The 16,749-nt window shown below is 63.8% G+C and carries 14 protein-coding genes, 2 pseudogenes and 1 riboswitch; of the genes and pseudogenes, 10 read left to right on the top strand and 6 right to left on the bottom strand.

What is annotated here, in order from left to right:
* On the top strand, positions 1–581 hold a 581-nt coding region (locus tag ACDELDRAFT_RS10815), incomplete at its 5' end, for a LysR substrate-binding domain-containing protein (protein WP_040328839.1).
* A gap of 113 nt (positions 582–694) precedes the next feature.
* Here ACDELDRAFT_RS10815 and ACDELDRAFT_RS25995 read toward each other — a convergent pair.
* A complete protein-coding gene (locus tag ACDELDRAFT_RS25995) occupies positions 695–829 on the bottom strand; it encodes a hypothetical protein (RefSeq protein WP_269763821.1) in 135 nt (44 codons plus the stop codon).
* Positions 830–954: 125 nt separating this feature from the next.
* Positions 955–1,045, top strand: a riboswitch (glycine riboswitch).
* Positions 1,046–1,268: 223 nt separating this feature from the next.
* On the opposite strand from ACDELDRAFT_RS25995, the gene ACDELDRAFT_RS10810 reads away from it, so the two are divergent.
* Positions 1,269–1,883 (top strand): trimeric intracellular cation channel family protein, encoded by a 615-nt coding sequence (locus ACDELDRAFT_RS10810; protein ID WP_005796523.1) that lies wholly within the window; start codon positions 1,269–1,271, stop codon positions 1,881–1,883.
* A gap of 66 nt (positions 1,884–1,949) precedes the next feature.
* Entirely contained in the window at positions 1,950–4,274 is a 2,325-nt protein-coding gene (locus ACDELDRAFT_RS10805) for a penicillin-binding protein 1A (RefSeq protein WP_005796521.1), read from the top strand.
* 125 nt (positions 4,275–4,399) lie between these two features.
* Here ACDELDRAFT_RS10805 and ACDELDRAFT_RS10800 read toward each other — a convergent pair whose 3' ends face one another.
* Positions 4,400–4,711 carry an HU family DNA-binding protein gene (locus tag ACDELDRAFT_RS10800; RefSeq protein ID WP_005796519.1) on the bottom strand — a complete coding sequence of 104 codons (312 nt, stop codon included), beginning with the start codon at positions 4,709–4,711 and terminating at the stop codon, positions 4,400–4,402.
* A gap of 73 nt (positions 4,712–4,784) precedes the next feature.
* Positions 4,785–4,982, bottom strand: a pseudogene (locus ACDELDRAFT_RS10795) (DNA/RNA non-specific endonuclease); the annotation flags it as partial.
* 664 nt (positions 4,983–5,646) lie between these two features.
* Between ACDELDRAFT_RS10795 and ACDELDRAFT_RS10790 the strand changes: the two are divergent.
* Genes ACDELDRAFT_RS10790 through ACDELDRAFT_RS10780 form a run of 3 tightly spaced genes read left to right on the top strand, consistent with a single transcriptional unit; the run spans position 5,647 to position 8,012 of the window.
* Entirely contained in the window at positions 5,647–6,549 is a 903-nt protein-coding gene (locus ACDELDRAFT_RS10790; protein ID WP_005796515.1) for a glutamate ABC transporter substrate-binding protein, read from the top strand.
* Positions 6,550–6,552: 3 nt separating this feature from the next.
* Positions 6,553–7,215, top strand: a complete 663-nt coding sequence (locus ACDELDRAFT_RS10785; RefSeq protein WP_005796513.1) for an amino acid ABC transporter permease — start codon at positions 6,553–6,555, stop codon at positions 7,213–7,215.
* Complete coding sequence (locus ACDELDRAFT_RS10780) at positions 7,212–8,012, top strand: amino acid ABC transporter permease (protein ID WP_005796511.1); 801 nt, start codon at positions 7,212–7,214, stop codon at positions 8,010–8,012. The genes ACDELDRAFT_RS10785 and ACDELDRAFT_RS10780 overlap by 4 nt, the downstream gene beginning before the upstream one ends.
* 63 nt (positions 8,013–8,075) lie before the next feature.
* Here ACDELDRAFT_RS10780 and ACDELDRAFT_RS25690 read toward each other — a convergent pair.
* The 3 genes and pseudogenes from ACDELDRAFT_RS25690 to ACDELDRAFT_RS10770 all read right to left on the bottom strand — a co-directional run.
* Positions 8,076–8,231 (bottom strand): annotated as a pseudogene (locus ACDELDRAFT_RS25690) (Ku protein); the annotation flags it as partial.
* Positions 8,232–8,918: 687 nt separating this feature from the next.
* Positions 8,919–10,064, bottom strand: a complete 1,146-nt coding sequence (locus ACDELDRAFT_RS10775; RefSeq protein ID WP_005796509.1) for an NAD(P)/FAD-dependent oxidoreductase — start codon at positions 10,062–10,064, stop codon at positions 8,919–8,921.
* 113 nt (positions 10,065–10,177) lie between these two features.
* The gene (locus ACDELDRAFT_RS10770) at positions 10,178–10,525 is read right to left on the bottom strand and encodes an ArsR/SmtB family transcription factor (protein ID WP_005796508.1); all 348 of its coding nucleotides are present in this window, start codon (positions 10,523–10,525) and stop codon (positions 10,178–10,180) included.
* A 144-nt stretch (positions 10,526–10,669) separates the two neighbouring features.
* On the opposite strand from ACDELDRAFT_RS10770, the gene ACDELDRAFT_RS10765 reads away from it, so the two are divergent.
* The 4 genes from ACDELDRAFT_RS10765 to ACDELDRAFT_RS10750 are packed head-to-tail and all read left to right on the top strand — an operon-like array spanning position 10,670 to position 16,637.
* Positions 10,670–11,719 (top strand): efflux RND transporter periplasmic adaptor subunit, encoded by a 1,050-nt coding sequence (locus ACDELDRAFT_RS10765; RefSeq protein WP_005796506.1) that lies wholly within the window; start codon positions 10,670–10,672, stop codon positions 11,717–11,719.
* A gap of 1 nt (position 11,720) precedes the next feature.
* On the top strand, positions 11,721–15,029 hold the full coding sequence (locus ACDELDRAFT_RS10760; RefSeq protein WP_005796504.1) for an efflux RND transporter permease subunit: 3,309 nt from the start codon (positions 11,721–11,723) through the stop codon (positions 15,027–15,029).
* A 52-nt stretch (positions 15,030–15,081) separates the two neighbouring features.
* On the top strand, positions 15,082–16,371 hold the full coding sequence (locus tag ACDELDRAFT_RS10755; protein ID WP_005796502.1) for an NAD(P)/FAD-dependent oxidoreductase: 1,290 nt from the start codon (positions 15,082–15,084) through the stop codon (positions 16,369–16,371).
* Between the two features lie 56 nt (positions 16,372–16,427).
* Positions 16,428–16,637, top strand: a complete 210-nt coding sequence (locus tag ACDELDRAFT_RS10750; RefSeq protein ID WP_005796500.1) for a YgaP family membrane protein — start codon at positions 16,428–16,430, stop codon at positions 16,635–16,637.
* Positions 16,638–16,749 lie beyond the last annotated feature (112 nt).

Here is a 16,749-nt window from a genome sequence, read left to right as displayed (position 1 = left end):
CGCTGGCGGCGGGCTGGCTGCCAGGCGTGCTGGCGCAGTACCGCGCGGCGCACCCGGGCATCGAGATCGACATTGCCGATGTGCTGTCCGAGCCCTGCATCGACCGCGTTGCCAGCGGCCATGCCGACTTTGCACTGGCCGCCATCCGCGCCGACACGCCCGCGCTGCAGGCCGAGCCGTTTTGTAGCGACAACTTCTACCTGGTATGCCCGGCCGACCACCCGCTGGCGCGCAGGCGCAAGGCCATCACCGCGCAGGACCTGGCCGCGTGGCCCTTCATCCACCTGGCGCGCACCAGCAGCGTGCGCCAGTACCTGGAGGCCGCCCTGCACCCGCAGGCCATGCACACGCTGATGGAGGTGGAGCAGCTGGCCACCGTGATGGGCATGGTGCGCGCGGGCCTGGGTATCAGCGTGGTGCCTGCGCTCACGCTGTTCCACTTTGACCAGCCGGGGCTGGTGACGCGGCCGCTGTCGCTGCCGGGGCTGACGCGGCAGATCTATCTGGTGCGGCGGCGGGACGAGAGCCTGTCGGTGGCGGCGCAGGCGCTGTATGCGCTGGTGATGGCGCAGCGGCCCTGAGACGAGCCACCATCTGCTATTTATTCAATAGCTTCGCGCATATGAGATAGCTGCATGTCAGCGATCAGGCTCAAAAGTTTGCAGCACTGGTCCCAGTGCATCCCATGCGTTCCTCAATCCGGATCTCGGTCGCGCGCCAGCACTGCCAGCTCCTGGTGCAGCAGCAAGTCCACCTCCAACGGTTCAAACTGTTCGTGCACCAGCGGGATGGCAAAGCGGTATTCGCCCGCTTCGTGTTTGCGCAGCAAATACGCCAGCTATTTGCAGGGGTCGAAGGAGCGTAAAGTGATCGATCGGAACGACTGCGTGCTCTGCAACTTGTGCCCGCTCGCCGTTGAGAAGGGTCGCGCACGTAGGACTACGTTAAAATATCACTTGTTTTGCGGGAGAGAGGGGCGCCTTGCGCCTCCGCCGAAGGCGCAAGCTCCCATCATCGCTCAGGCATACAGGACCGCAAAACCATTTCGCCGACTGGAGAGATGCCAAACGCCGCACTTTGCGCGTTGATGGCACACCGAAGGGGCAGACTGCTCGCGCAGTCGAAACTCTCAGGTAAAAGGACAGGGGGAGAGGCGCATCAGGGCCCGTGACACCGCGCGCCCTGCCTCCAAGGTGTCTCCCCCATATGTTTTCGTTCTTTTCTTTATCGCTCGTCGAGCGACCGGTTTCTGTTCGTCAGGAGCCAGCGTGCTGAGCATCATTTATCTGGTGGCGATCGTCGCCGAGGCCATGTCGGGCGCCCTCGCGGCCGGCCGCCGCAATATGGACATGTTCGGTGTCGCCGTGATCGCCTTTGTCACGGCGCTCGGTGGCGGAACCGTGCGCGACATGATCCTGGGCCACTTTCCCATCGGCTGGACCCAGCACCCGGAATACATCTACTTGGTGATTTCTGCGGGACTGCTGACCACACTGGTGGCACCGCACATGCACCATTTAAAGCGGGTGTTTCTGGTACTCGACGCCATGGGATTGATCGCGTTCTCATTGATCGGCTGCAATGTGGCGCGCGAAATGGACTACCCGTTTCCCGTGATCGTCATGTCCGGGATGATCACCGGCATTTGTGGCGGCGTAGTCCGCGACGTCCTGTGCAACCAGGTGCCCGTAGTGTTTAGGCGCGAGCTGTATGCGGTCGTCTCGCTGATCGTATGCAGCCTCTTTCTGGGCCTGCTTGAGCTCGGCGTCAATGTCGGCCTGAGCACGGCCATCATTTTTGGTGTCGGCCTGACGCTGCGTCTGCTGGCGATCTGGCAAGGCTGGAAGCTGCCCACGTTTTCTTTTCAGAAGCGCTGGGAATAGCGCTACGCGCAGGCTCTCCGGCTGAACGAAAACCACCATCGCTGATCTGCTGGCCCAAAACACCCTATGAATAGCAATACGCCCCCCGCAAAATCCCGTTCGATATTGCCGTTTCTTGCCAGCTTGGTGATCGGGTTGTCCGTCTGTGCCGCCGTCGGTGCGACGTACGGCCTTTACGTGCTGTGGCAAAACCTGCCCGCGATCGTCCATCTGGCCGACTATGACCCCAAACTGCCGATGCGGATTTATGCCAAGGATGGCAGTTTGCTCGCCGAGTATGGTGAAGAGCGACGCGAATTCGTGCCGATCGAGCACATCCCACAGAAAATGCGGCAAGCGTTGCTGGCGATTGAGGATGCCCAGTTTTACGAGCATGGCGCAGTGGACTTCTCGGGCCTGGCGCGCTCGGCATTGCGCAATCTCATGGCTGGAGAGCATGCCCAGGGCGGTAGCACCATCACGATGCAAGTCGCACGCGTTTTCTTCCTGAGCCGGGAAAAAACCTACAGCCGCAAGATCAGGGAAATCCTGCTGGCCTACAAGCTCGAATCGATCTACAGCAAGGACAAGATTCTTGAGCTGTACATGAACCAGGTCTATCTGGGAGAGCGTGCCTACGGATTTGCTGCGGCCGCATCGATCTATTTTGACAAGACGCTCGATCAGTTGAGTGTTGCCGAAGCGGCCATGCTGGCCGGATTGCCGAAAGCCCCTTCGGCATACAACCCTGTCGCCAACCGCGAACGCGCCGTCGTCCGCCAGCAACACATCCTCCACCGCATGCGGGAGCTTGGGTACCTTGACGAACATACCCATGCAGCGGCCCGCACTGAAGTATTGGTCTTGAGGCCCCGCTCCCATTCCGTCGTCCCCAGCGCCGCATATGCCGTCGAACAGGCGCGACAGATGATGGTCGCGCAATTTGGAGACGACGCCTATTCGATGGGATTGGACGTGAAGACCACGATCAGTCTGCCTGAACAGCAGGCCGCCTCGCACGCATTGCGCAGGGGCCTCGTGGATGCCCAGGGCATGCGTGGCTATGCCGGGCCGGAAGGACATGTTCGCGTGCCGATCCATGCTGGCGATCTGCCAGCCATACGGACGGCGCTCGCACCCTACCGCGACAGTGGTGCGTTGCGCGCAGCCATCGTGCTGGAGGCCTCGGGCACGGCTGGCATCGTGGCGGCCTTGCGCGACGGCACGCAGATCCAGATCCCGCACAAAACGCTGACCGCCAGCGCCAGCCGTGCACTCATGCCGGATGCGCCAGCACGCACACGCATCGGGTCGGGCGCCGTGGTCCGCGTGGTGGCCGATACCCAGCAACGGTGGCGCTTGAGCCAGCTGCCAAAGATGGAAGGCGCCCTCGTGTCGATCGATGCAGAGTCAGGGGAGATTCTGGCGTTGACCGGTGGCTTTGACTTCCGATTCAATAATTTCGACCATGCGGTGCAGGCGGTGCGTCAGCCTGGCTCGACCTTCAAGCCTTTCGTCTTTTCTGCGGCACTGGAAAAAGGCTACTTTCCTGGCACCCTGGTCGACGACACCCAGCGGGTGGTCACTCCCTCGGCACGGGGCCAAAAAGCCTGGAGCCCTCGCAATTACGGCAACAACTATGAAGGCTTTATTTCGGCCCGACGCGGCTTGGTACGCTCAAAGAATGTAGTTGCAGTCAACCTGATGCAGGCCGCGGGCGCGGATTATGTACAGCAGTTCGCCTCCCGTTTCGGCTTTCTTCCGGAGCTCAATCCTCCCGGACTGCCGCTCGCTTTGGGAGCGGGAGCGATCACACCCTTGCAGCTGACGCAGGCCTATGCCGTGTTCGCCAATGGCGGTGCATTGGTCGAGCCAAGATTGGTCAGCAAGGTGAGCGAACGCAATGGCCATGTGCTGTATGAAGCGAGCACCAAGTCCCCCCGCAGGCAGGCGATTTCGGAGCGCAATGCCTATGTGATGGACAGCATGCTGCGTGATGTGGTCCGGCATGGAACCGGTCGACGCGCGGCACAGCTCGGCCGCAAAGATCTGGCGGGCAAGACAGGGACTTCTAACGACGCTCGGGATGTGTGGTTCGCCGGTTACTCATCGGGGATCGCCTCGGTGGTCTGGGTGGGGTACGATCAGCCCCGCAGCCTAGGCAATGCCACGGGAGGCCTTCTGGCCTTGCCGGTCTGGAGCGATTACATGAAGGTAGCCATCGCCGACCGGCCCGAGGTGGAGCGCAGTGAGCCCGAGAACCTGGCTCGCATGGATGGCGATTTTGTATACGCGGAATATCTCGCGCAAAGTTGTGTCGATGACCAGAATCCGTTTGTTCAAGGTCCTTTTGAGTGCCAACGCATCGTCGGCACTCCACAGACCAGCGACTTTCCTGCCAAGGATGTCTGAGCAATGACTAACTCAGTCAGTCTCCGGTTTGACCGAGCAGAAGTCGGTTGGTACACAAAGTGGTGAATGACAGGTACGGGATCCGTGGCGGTTCTGAATCAAGCCTCTCGGCCAGAAATGGCCCGTTATTTCGCGGCCTTGTCCGCCTTGCGCTTGGCAGCCTTGGGGTCCACCACCGCTTTGAATTTGGCGCCCGCCACAAACTTCGGCACGGTGCTTGCAGGGATCTTCAGCGCGGCGCCGGTTGCTGGGTTCTTGCCGGTACGAGCCGCACGCTTGGCCGACTTGAAGGTGCCGAAGCCCACGAGCTGAACTGGATTACCTTTCTTGACGGCAGTCTGGATGGTGTCGATCAGGGTTTCCAAAACAGCATTGGCAGCTGCCTTGGACAGATCATTCTTGGAAGCCAGGATTTCAACGAGTTCTGCGCGGTTCATGGATGTTCACTGTGTAAAGAGGGTAGAGAGGCCCGATTTATAACGCCACCGCTGACACCGGGCTTGCGAAGGCTCAGTGCGGCAGTGCAGTTCTTGGCAAAAACTCCACACCCGTGCGCTGGACCAGCTCCTGGTAGCTGATCGGCCGGCCCACCATCTCCCCTTCACGGATTTCCTGCCAATGGGCCCAGGCTTTCTGCGTTGTGGCGTCGTAGCCGAGCTTGTACAGGTACGTCGGCACCTTCACCCCATTGGGGCCAATGCGCGGGCTGTTGAAGCCCCGGAGTTCGGTGGGTGCGAGGGCTGAGGACATCAGGTGGAGCAGAGGACGCTAGCGCGGAAATTCTGATGCCTTGGGCGAGATGGTTGAGAGTTGCCGTGGCGGTCTTGCCTATGATACTGATGTTTTGCACAGTATCGTAAAAACTGACACCGAGAAGGCCATGTACAAACCATCCCGCTATGTATTCCGTCCTGCCCGACCGGTTCCCGCATTGCTGCGCCGCATCTGGGCATGGTTCTGAGCCGGCGCTGCAGCGCTACATGCGCAAGCCTAAGCCGTCGCCATCCACCATGATGCCCCGCTGCGTCCTGAAATCCCGCGCCACGGGGCCAAGCCTAGCCTGCGGGAAGTCAAGAATGCGAACTGTCTGTGGTGATCGCTTGTGGCTGATCTCAGACATTCGGATTTGATGCCAGAATGTTTGCGAAATGCTGTTGGTCAGCCCTTGGCCGAGTCAGGCAGCGAACGAATGCTCGGCAAGATCAGAAACAGTTCCAGAACTTTGAGCCGTGGTGGCGGGATTTCCATGACCGACAGGATGCTGCATCACGTGCACAACGGTGGACGGGTCAGGCAAGCAGTATGCATATACCAAATTGCCATATCAAACTCTATATATTCGTTTGCGTCACACACCATCCAAGAGGAATGCATGTCTATCCAATCCATCCTGAAATCCTCCGTAATGGCACTGGCGATCGTGACCGGTGGGCCGCTTTTCGCGCAGGGCGCGCCCATCAATACAGCGGCGTTTGACGCGTTGATCGCGCAGGGCCCCGTCGCCGACGCTGCGACCATCGCATCGAGCACCTGGGCCAGCAAGATCAAGCAGGCCGGCACTCTGCGCCTGGGCGGCACGCAAACTTCGAACCTCTTCTCGCTGCTCAACGAGAAAGACGGCAAGATCCGCGGCTTCGATGCAGGTCTGGCCCAGCTCCTTACGCGCTACATCCTGGGCGATGGCGGCAAGTACCAGTTCACGCAGGTGACCTCGTCCACACGCGAGCAGGTGCTCATCAACGACCAGGTGGACATGGTGTTCGCCACCTACTCCATCACCCCTGCCCGCGCCGAGAAGATCTCGTTCGCAGGCCCCTACTACACCTCGCAGGCTGGGGTGCTGGTCAAGGCGAACAACAAGACGATCCAGTCGTACAACGATCTGGCCGGCAAGAAGGTCGCCACGCAGGCTGGCTCCACGGGGCCCGCGATCCTGGCGCAGTACGCGCCCAAGGCTGTCGTACAGGAGTTCCAGACGCACCAGGAAGCGCTTGACGCACTGCGCCAGGGGCGCGTGGACGCCTACATTACCGACCACACGCTGTTGCTCAATGCCCTGAGCCTCGGAACCGGCGACGCGAAGCTGGCGGGCGCACCCTTTGGTTTGCAAGACCCCTACGGCGTCGGACTGCCCAAGGGCTCGGACGGCGTGGCCTTCATCAATACCTTCCTGAAGAAGGTGGAAGCCGACGGCACCTGGGCCAAACTCTGGACCATATCCATCGGACAGCGCACCGGCAGCACAGCCGTTCCGACACCACCCGCTCTGCCATAACGAATGGGCGAGGTTTCCAAGCTCCTGGCCGAATACGGGCCTGCCTTCGGGCAGGCCCTTTTGCTGACATGGAAGCTCACTGTCATGTCGTTCGTGCCCGGTTTCTTGCTGGGCATGGTTGTGGCAGTGCTTCGGCTCTTCCCACTGCCACCGCTGCGCTTCGTCCTGACCGTCTACGTCGAGATCTTCCGCAACATTCCCAGCGTGGCGCTGTTGATCTTTATCGTGTTCGCGTTGCCCGATCTCAATGTCCTGATCGACTATGAGCCCAGCGTGATCCTGACGTTAACGCTGGTCTGCTCCGCGTTCACTGCGGACTACCTTCGCTCGGGCATCAACACCATCGGCGGCAGCCAGATTGAAGCCGCCCTCAGCCTGGGCATGCGGCCAATGCATATCATCTCTGCGGTGGTATTGCCGCAGGCGCTGCGCTCGGTGGTGCAGCCGATGACATCGCTGCTCATCGCGCTGATGCTGTCGACCTCGTTGGCCTCGCAAGTACCGGTTCCAGGCCGGGAGCTTACCGCGCTCGTATCCAAGATCGCCAACGACTCCGCAGCCGGCATGGCCGCGTTTGCGATGGCGGCCGCGATGTACGTGGCAACCGGGCTGCTCATCGCTTGGGCTGGTGCCATCGTGGAAAAGAAAGTGCGGATACTGCGATGAACCGCCCTTTGGAAGACATTCTGTTTGGCGCGCCAAGTCCGCAGGCCCAGACCGTCACCCGGGTGGTGAGCGTGATCACCGCGGCCGTGCTGCTCCTGCTGGCTGCGGGTATCGGGTTGCGCTTTCATACCGCAGGGCAGTTCGAGGCTCGATTCTGGGAGTTCTTCGCCTGGCAGACGACCTGGGCCTTCCTGGCCAAGGGCCTGCTGGGCACGCTGGCATCGGCGGCGATGGCCGCCGTCATTGCCCTGTTTTTCGGGCTGGCGCTGCTGCAGGGGCGCCTGGCGCGGCCGCGGCTGGTGCGCTGGCCGAGCATCGCGGTCATCGAGTTCCTGCGTGGCACGCCGACGCTGCTGCTGATCTATGTGTGCTTTCTGGTGCTGCCGCAGGCCGGGATCAAGCTGAGCACCTACTGGATGTTGACGTTGCCCGTCGGCCTGAGCACCGCCGCCGTGGTGGCCGAGGTGTACCGCGCGGGCGTGCTCGCTGTTCCCCGAGGCCAAACAAATGCTGCGCGAAGCCTGGGGCTGACCGAAGCCCAGGTCTTCTTTCATATTGTCTTTCCTCAGGCCCTGCGCTACATCGTCCCGGCACTAGTCGCACAACTGGTCATCGTGGTCAAGGACACCACCTTCGGCTACGTCGTCACCTACGGCGAGCTCATGCAGAACGCCAAGGTGATCATCGCCAACTACCACGCGCTGGTGCCCGTGTATCTCGTTGTCGCTGCGCTTTACTGCCTGGTGAACTACGCGATATCAAGGGCGAGCAAAAGGATCGGCCGGCCGATGCATTGACCGTTACCAGGCTGCTCACGTGTCGGTGACGCGGCGCTGTGGCAAAGGAGAAAGGTCTAGGTCCGGTTCCATCGAGCGCCGGTCGAGCCAGTCAAGGTCCACGCCGAAACTGGCCGTGGCCGTGTACAGGCCCCCCGGGATATGCACCAGCCCGAAGCTGATGGCTCCTTTCTACATCGTGCGTGTCGAGTTGGGGGCCTTGCCCTGATCGTTCGCCAGGGCCGCGCTCCTCAATGCACAGGGCACGGGCCACAAGACTGCGCGCCAAGGTGGCCGCAAGGATGGGTTGCGCTGGCGGCCTGCAGATTTGCGCAAGCGCCACGCTTCGTCAGGAGGGTGCAAGGCAGAGGCCTGCTGGCGTTGTGCACGGGGGTTGTCTCCTGCGTCGCCTCATGTGCCAGATGCTCCAAGGTAAAGTCTTTGCCCTGCGGTTGATGTAGTAAGAAGATCGCTGACGGCGCCGTCCGTAAGTCCCACCCGTCAGCGCGTTGCACCGTATTTCAGACGGGGACCAACGAGTTCCGCCCTGCCCTGAGGCAGCCGCTGGCTCCGGCCCCAGCGGCGCACGCTTGGCCAAACCCGCGCGGCGGGCCGAGGCCCGGGCCTGAGCAGGCCAGATTGGAGGGGTGGCAAAAGGTGATGGCTGGCGTCACGCCACGCTTACCGTAGGCCGGTGGTGAACGCAATGCCAGCAACCAGGCGGGCCGGCTAAGGCACGATCAAGGCACATTATTTAGCCAAGTAGGCCTCTTGCGCTTATGCATCAAGCGCATGTTGCTATTTTTTCAATAGCTAATGAATTTCGCAGCAGACCGGATGCGCGCCCAATCCGCACCCGCCTTGCCCACCCACGTGGAGCCGCCGGCACGCGCCTCGCCGCAAAGCTGTTGCGCGAAGGGCGATGCCTTATATCGCCAGTCGGCGGGGGCTGATCGCTTCCGGCTTCACGCCGTGGCGACGGATGTGGTCTGGAATAGGCAGCCCACGCACCAGCGCCGCGCAGGCCTCGCCCATGGCGGCGCAGGTCTGGATGCCATAGCCGCCTTGCGCCGCCACCCAAAAGAAGCCGGGGACCTGCGCGTCCGCCCCGCCCACCAGTTCGCCGTCGGCCACGAACGAGCGCAGCCCGGCCCAGGTGCGGTGGGGCCGCCGTATGTCCAGCGTCGTCATTTCGCTGATGCGGTGGATGCCCATGGCGATGTCGAGCTCTTCGGGCTGCACGTCTTGGGGCGGCACCGGGTCGGCGTTCGCGGGTGAGCCCAGCAGCATGCCCGCGTCGGGCTTGAGATACCAGTCCTCGCTGGCGCCGATCACCATGGGCCACGCTTCCACGCTGGTACCTGCGGGCGGCTGAAACACGAAAGCCGAGCGCCGGTGCGGCACCAGCCCGATGCGCTGGGCCCCCGCCAACTGGCCCACGGCTTCGGCCCACGCACCCGCCGCGTTGATGACGACCGGCGCCGTCCAGCTTCGTGCGCCGGCCCTCACCACCCAGGTGTCGCCTGAGCGCTCGATTGCCGTGACTTCGGCGTTGCATTCCACCGTGGCGCCGGCACGGCGGATGCCTTTCAAAAAACCCGAATGGATCGCGTCCACGTCCATGTCGAAAGCATCGGGCTCGTAGACCGCCGCAGCCACCTGGTCTGCACGCAGCACGGGCACCTTCTCGCACGCCTGCGCGCCGCTGATGAAGGTGGCATGCGGGTCGAGCGCCGAGAGCATGGCCCAATGCGCCTGCAGCGCGTCCATCTGCGCGGCGGTGGCGACCATCATGGCGCCCCGGGGCTTGAGCAGGGGGTAGTCCGCAAACCCGGGTGGCGGGTTGCGAAAGAAGTCGAGGCTGGCGCGGGTGAGCGCGCGCACCTGGTCGGGCCCGTAGCTCGCCATGTACAGCGCCGCGGAACGGCCCGTGGAGTGGTAGCCGGGCTGGGATTCGCGCTCCAGTACCGTCACCCGTCCGTGGGGTGCCAGCCAGTAGGCCACGGAGGCGCCGGCGATGCCTGCGCCGATGATGAGGAAGTCTGTCGCTGCAGGATTGGGGGCGGTGGTCATGGTGGCTCAGAAAGCGGCGGGATGGATTGCCATATCCCGCTACTGTACCGGCCGCCCGGCCTTGCGCCGGGCTTCATGCGGCTCTGCAGGCGCGCAGCGCAGCAGCCCGCCGATCAATGGGCGACGGGCGCCACCGAAAACAGGGCGCGGCTGGCAGCCGAACGCTGCAGCTGGCGCGCGATGTTGTCGCACACCAAGTCGCACAGCGCAAACACCGATTCGTCGGCAAACCGGTAATACACGCTGGTGCCCCGCCCTTCGCGGGCCACGAGGCCGTGCTTGGTCATCAGCGAGAGGTGGCGCGACACATTCGCAGCCGTGTAGCCGCACATCTGCGCCAGCTCGCCCACGTTGCGCTCTCCTTCCCGCAGGATGTTGAGGATGCGCAGGCGCGTGGGTTCGGCCAGCACCTGAAAGTACCCCGCAACCTCTTCCAGCGCTTCGGGAGGCATGTTCTTCATAAGTCACTCCTGGCCCGATCGGCCGGCGAAACCAGCGCTTTGAAGATCAGGCGAGTCGCTATCATACAACAATTGACTAATTAGCTATTTAGTTAAATAATAAATCAATTGCAACTGATTTCCCGTGCAGGGACGGAGAACCACATGCCGATGCCTCGCCTCGCCGCCGCCGCGTTAATGTCCAGCTTGCTGGCCACCACGGGCGCCTGGGCCGCCGATGCCGCCCCGCTTGCCATCCATGAAGTCACAACCAGGGCTGCATCGGGCCAGTCCAGTGTGGATGGCGTGGTCGAAGCCGTGCGTGACACCGTGGTGTCGGCCCAGGTGCAGGGGGCCGTGGTTGTGCTGGGCGTGAAGGCGGGCGACGCGGTCAAGGCGGGGCAGGAACTGGTGCGCATCGACGCCCGCGCTGCATCGCAGAACGCCGCTGCCAGCTCGGCGCAGGTGGAGGCGGCGCGTGCCGGCCTGCAAGTGGCCAGCAAGGAGTTCGAGCGGCAGAAACAGCTTTTCCAGAAGCAGTACATCAGCCAGGCGGCGCTTGACCGCGCCCAGGCCCAGTTGCAGGCCAGCCAGGCCCAGGTGCGGGCATTGCAGGCGCAGGCAGGGGCCGCCGCCACGCAATCGGGCTTTTATGCCTTGAAGGCCCCGTATTCCGGCGTGGTGAGCGAGGTCGCGGTGGCCCTGGGCGACATGGCAATGCCTGGAAAGCCCCTGGTGCGCATGTACGACCCCACTGCCCTGCGCGTCACGGCGATGGTGCCGCAGATGGCGGCAAGCGCCCTGGCCGATGCCAAAGCCTTGCAGGCCGAGATTCCGGGCCTGGCCTCGGAGCGCATCACCGTGCCGGCGGAGCAAGCCCAGCTTCTGCCCACGGTGGACGCCGCAACGCACACGCTGCAGTTGCGCCTGGCCCTGCCCGGCGAACTCAAAGGGGTCACCCCCGGCATGTTCGCCCGCGTGTGGCTGCCCGCCTCTGCAGGCGCCGCTGGCGCACAAAGCGTGCGCATCCCGGCCGCAGCCCTGGTGCGGCGGGCTGAGATGACAGGGGTGTATGTACTGAGCGCCGAAGGCCGGCCGCTGCTGCGCCAGGTGCGCGTGGGCCGGCGGGATGGCGACCAGATCGAAGTGTTGAGCGGTCTGCGCCAGGGCGACAAGGTGGCCACCGCCCCCCAGGCTGCGGCCAAGGTGCGCTGAGATGGCAGACATGAACCCCACACCACAGCGTGCCCTGGGCATTTCGGGCCGCATTGCCGCCCTGTTCCAGAGCGCCCAGATCACGCCTTTGCTGGCGCTGGTGGCTTTTCTGCTGGGCGTGTTCGCCGTGCTGGTGACGCCCCGCGAGGAAGAGCCGCAGATCAACGTCACCATGGCCAACGTGCTGGTTCCGTTTCCTGGCGCTTCGGTGGCCGATGTGGAGCAGATGGTGGCGGGCCCGGCCGAACAGGTGCTGTCACAAATGGCGGGCACCGAACACGTGATGTCGGTGTCTCGCCCTGGCGTGGCCGTGCTCACCGTGCAGTTCAAGGTGGGTGTTCCCCGCACCGAGGCGCTGGTACAGTTGCACGACACGTTGCGCACCCATACCGACTGGCTGCCGCGCGACTTGGGGGTGATGGAGCCCATCATCAAACCCAAGGGCATTGATGACGTGCCCATCGTCACGCTCACGCTGTTCAGCAAGAACGCAGACACGGGCGCGTTCGCCCTGGAGCGCGTGGCCCACAGCATTGAGTCCGAAATCAAGCGCGTGCCGGGCACGCGCGAGGTGCAGACCGTGGGCGGCCCCGGCCGCGCCGTGATGGTGCGCCTGGACCCCGCCCGCATGGCCAGCACGGGCACCACGGTACAGGACCTGCGCGGCGCATTGCAATCGGCCAACATGGGCCTGCCGGTGGGGGAACTGATCGCGGGCAACCAGGCGGTGGCGCTGGAGGCCGGGCCCTTCCTGGCGCAGGCAACCGACGTGGGTGAATTGATGGTCGGCGTGCGTTCCGGCAAGCCACTGTTCATGAAAGATGTGGCCGATGTGAGCGACGGGCCCTTGCCCCCCAGCCGTTACGTGTGGCACGGCCAGGCCCAGGCCAGCGGCGGCGGTGAATTCCCCGCCGTCACGGTTCTGGTCACCAAGAAGCCCGGCGAGAACGCGATCGATGTGGCCAACGCTGTGATGCAGCGGGTGGGGCAACTGCGCAACACCGTGATTCCCGAAGGGGTGGAGGTGGCCGAAACGCGCAATTACGGCGCCACGGCCAACGACAAGGCGCAAAAGCTCATCCAGAAACTGCTGTTCGCCACGGCTTCGGTGGTGGCGCTGGTGTTCATTGCGCTCGGCCGGCGCGAGGCCGCCATCGTGGGTACGGCGGTGGTGCTGACGCTCACGGTGACACTGTTCGCGTCGTGGGCCTGGGGATTCACGCTGAACCGCGTGTCGCTGTTTGCGCTGATTTTCTCCATCGGCATTCTCGTGGACGACGCCATCGTGGTCGTCGAGAACATCCATCGCCACCAGCAGCTGGAGCCGGGCAAGGCGCTCGCGCAGATCATTCCTGGCGCGGTGGACGAAGTGGGCGGCCCCACCATCCTGGCCACGTTCACCGTGATTGCCGCGCTGCTGCCCATGGCCTTCGTGTCGGGCCTCATGGGCCCGTACATGAGCCCGATCCCCATCAACGCCAGCATGGGCATGCTGCTGTCGCTGGCCATTGCATTCGTCGTCACGCCCTGGTTGGCACGGCTGTGGATGAAGGCCCACCCCGCGCCCGCGGGCGCGGCTTCCCATGCGCACGCTGCTCCCTCTGGCATGGCGGCGCGCATCACTCCCCTGTTCACGCGCATCTTCACGCCGCTGCTCGACGACCAGCGCGGCCCCCGCAACCGCCGCCTGCTTGGCGTGGGCGTGGCCGTGCTGATTGCGCTGTCGGTGGCCCTACCGGCCACGGGGCTGGTGCTACTCAAGATGCTGCCGTTCGACAACAAGTCCGAGTTCCAGGTGGTGGTGGACATGCCTGCCGGCACACCGGTGGAGCAGACCGCGGCGGTGTTGCACGAACTGGGCGCGTACCTGGCCACCGTGCCCGAGGTGACCGACTACCAGGCCTATGCGGGCACGGCGGCCCCCATCAATTTCAACGGCTTGGTGCGCCAGTACTACCTGCGCGCCGGGGGCGACGTGGGCGACATCCAGGTGAACCTGGTGGACAAATCGCACCGCAAGGACCAGAGCCATGCCATCGCCACACGCGTGCGCCCTGCCCTGCAGCAAATCGGGCAGCGCCTGGGCGCCAACGTGAAGGTGGTCGAAGTGCCGCCAGGGCCGCCGGTGCTCTCGCCCATCGTGGCCGAGATCTACGGCCCCGAAGCCGATGGCCGCCGCCAGGTGGCCAAGGCCGTGCGCGCGGTATTCGGCAAGACCAGCGGCGTGGTGGATGTCGACGACAGCAGCATCGCCAGCGCCCCGCGCAAGCTCGTTCTGATCGACCGACGCAAGGCCGCGTTGCTGGGCATACCGCAGCAGGCCATCGTGGCCACGTTGCGCGCAGGCCTGGCCGGCGAGGCCACCACCTACCTGCACGATGCCAGCAAGTACCCAGCGCCCGTGGTGCTGCAGTTGCCCGAAGAAAGCCATGGCGACCTGGCCGCGTTGCTGCAGCTGACGGTGCGGGGCGCCTCAGGCAAGCAGGTGCCGATCAGCGAACTGGTGACGGTGAGCGACACCCTGCGTGAGCAGCCCGTTTACCACAAAGACCTTTTGCCGGTGAACCTGGTGGTGGCCGACATGGCAGGCAAGGTGGACAGCCCGCTGTACGGCATGTTCCAGATGCGCGGCGACATCGCACAGATTCAGACCCCGGGCGGCGGCCCGCTGGTGGAGTATTTCGTGCGCCAGCCTTCGGACACGCTGCGCGACTACGCCATCAAGTGGGATGGCGAATGGCAGATCACCTACGAAACCTTCCGCGACATGGGCGCTGCCTATGCCGTGGGCCTGATCCTCATCTACCTGCTGGTGGTGGCGCAGTTTGGCTCGTACCTCACGCCGCTGATCATCATGGCGCCCATCCCGCTGACCATCATTGGCGTGATGCCGGGGCACGCCCTGCTGGGTGCGCAGTACACGGCCACCAGCATGATCGGCATGATCGCGCTGGCCGGCATCATCGTGCGCAACTCCATCCTGCTGGTGGACTTCATCAACCTGCAGGTGCGTGAGGGCAAGGCGCTCAAGGACGCCATCGTGCACTCGGCCATCACCCGGGCCCAGCCCATCGTGCTGACGGGGCTGGCGGCCATGATTGGCGCGTTCTTCATCCTCGATGACCCGATCTTCAATGGCCTGGCCATTTCGCTGATCTTCGGAATCTTTGTCTCCACCGTGCTCACGCTGGTGGTCATCCCCACGCTGTATTACGCGGCTTACCACAAGCAGCACAGCCTCCCCGGTGCCGGTTTGGCCGCGCCAGGGTCGCCCGCTGGCAGCAGCCCGACAGAGGCTGCGCCGCACTGACGTACCAGCACCACTGCACTGATTCACAACGAGGCACCACAGGAGACAAACCATGGCCCACATCGTCATTCTTGGAGCAGGCATCGGCGGCATGCCGGCCGCCTATGAGCTGCGCAGCAAGCTGCCGGCGCAACACCGCATCACCGTGATCAGCGCGGTGGATTACTTCCACTTCGTTCCGTCGAACCCGTGGATCGCGGTGGGCTGGCGACAGCGGGACGACATCGTGCTGCAGATCGCCCCCCTGCTTCAGCGCAAGGGCATCGGTTTCATTGCCAGCGCGGCACAGTCGATCGACGCTGCGGGCCACAGCGTCACGCTGGCCGATGGCCAGACCGTGGACTACGACTATCTGGTGATCACCACCGGCCCCCGGCTGGCGTTCGAGGAAGTTCCCGGCGCCGGCCCGGTCGACGGCCATACCCATTCCATCTGCACGGTCGACCACGCCCAGCGCTTCTGGGCCGACTATGAAAAGTTTCTCGAAAACCCAGGGCCCATGGTGATTGGCGCCATGCCCGGCGCCAGCTGCTTCGGCCCGGCGTATGAATTCGCCTTCATCGTGTCGGCCGACCTGCGCAAGCGCAAGCTGCGCCACAAGGTGCCGCTCACCTACGTGACCAGCGAGCCTTACATCGGACATCTGGGCCTGGGCGGTGTGGGCGACAGCAAGAGCATGCTGGAGAGCGAACTGCGCGGGCAGGACATCAAGTGGATCACCAACGCCCGCACCACGCGCGTGGAGGACGGCAAGATGATGGTCGACCAGCTGGACGACCAGGGCAACCTGCTGAAGCAGCACGAGCTGCCGTTCAAGCTCTCGATGATGCTGCCGTCCTTCAAGGGCGTGGACGCCGTGGCCGCCGTGCCCAACCTGTGCAACCCGCGCGGCTTCGTGCTGATCGACGAGCACCAGCGCAGCAAGGCCTACCCCAACATCTTTGCTGCGGGCGTGTGCGTGGCGATTCCGCCCGTGGAGGCAACCCCCGTGCCCACCGGCGCGCCCAAGACCGGCTACATGATCGAAACGATGGTGTCGGCCATCGTGCACAACATCGCGGCCGATCTGGAGGGAAAGCCTGCAACAGCCACCGCCACCTGGAACGCCATCTGCCTGGCGGACATGGGCGACACCGGCGCCGCCTTCGTGGCGCTGCCGCAAATTCCACCGCGCAACGTCAACTGGTTCAAGAAGGGCAAATGGGTGCATCTGGGCAAGATCGCCTTCGAGAAATATTTCCTCGGCAAGATCAAGTCCGGCAACACCGACCCCATCTACGAAAAGTACGTGCTCAAGATCCTGGGCATTCAGCGCCTGCACGAGCCATCGGGGCCAAAGTGAGTCTGCCGCGCCCCGCTGCCTCGCCACACATCTTCTTATCACTACGGAGTTTCATCATGACATCCTGGCAACTCGTTCGCATCATCGGCGGATCGTTCATTCTGCTGTCGCTGGCCCTGGGCGTGGCGGGCAGCCCGATCTTCCACAGCGCCAACTGGCTGTGGTTCACCGCCTTCGTGGGCGTCAACCTGCTGCAAAGCGGCTTCACCAAGTGGTGCCTGATGGAAACCATCATGCGCAAGCTGGGCGCCCCGGCAGGCAACTGATCGGAGACCACACCATGCGCATCAAGCCACTGTGGGCCGCATTGCTGGCGCTGGGCATCACGGGCGCCCATGCGGCCGACCTGCTGCAGGCCTGGCAGGCGGCGCGCCAGCA

It is taken from the genome of Acidovorax delafieldii 2AN (assembly GCF_000175235.1).
GTDB classification, from domain to species: domain Bacteria; phylum Pseudomonadota; class Gammaproteobacteria; order Burkholderiales; family Burkholderiaceae_C; genus Acidovorax; species Acidovorax delafieldii_B.
This window is presented reverse-complemented; position numbering and strand designations above follow the sequence as displayed.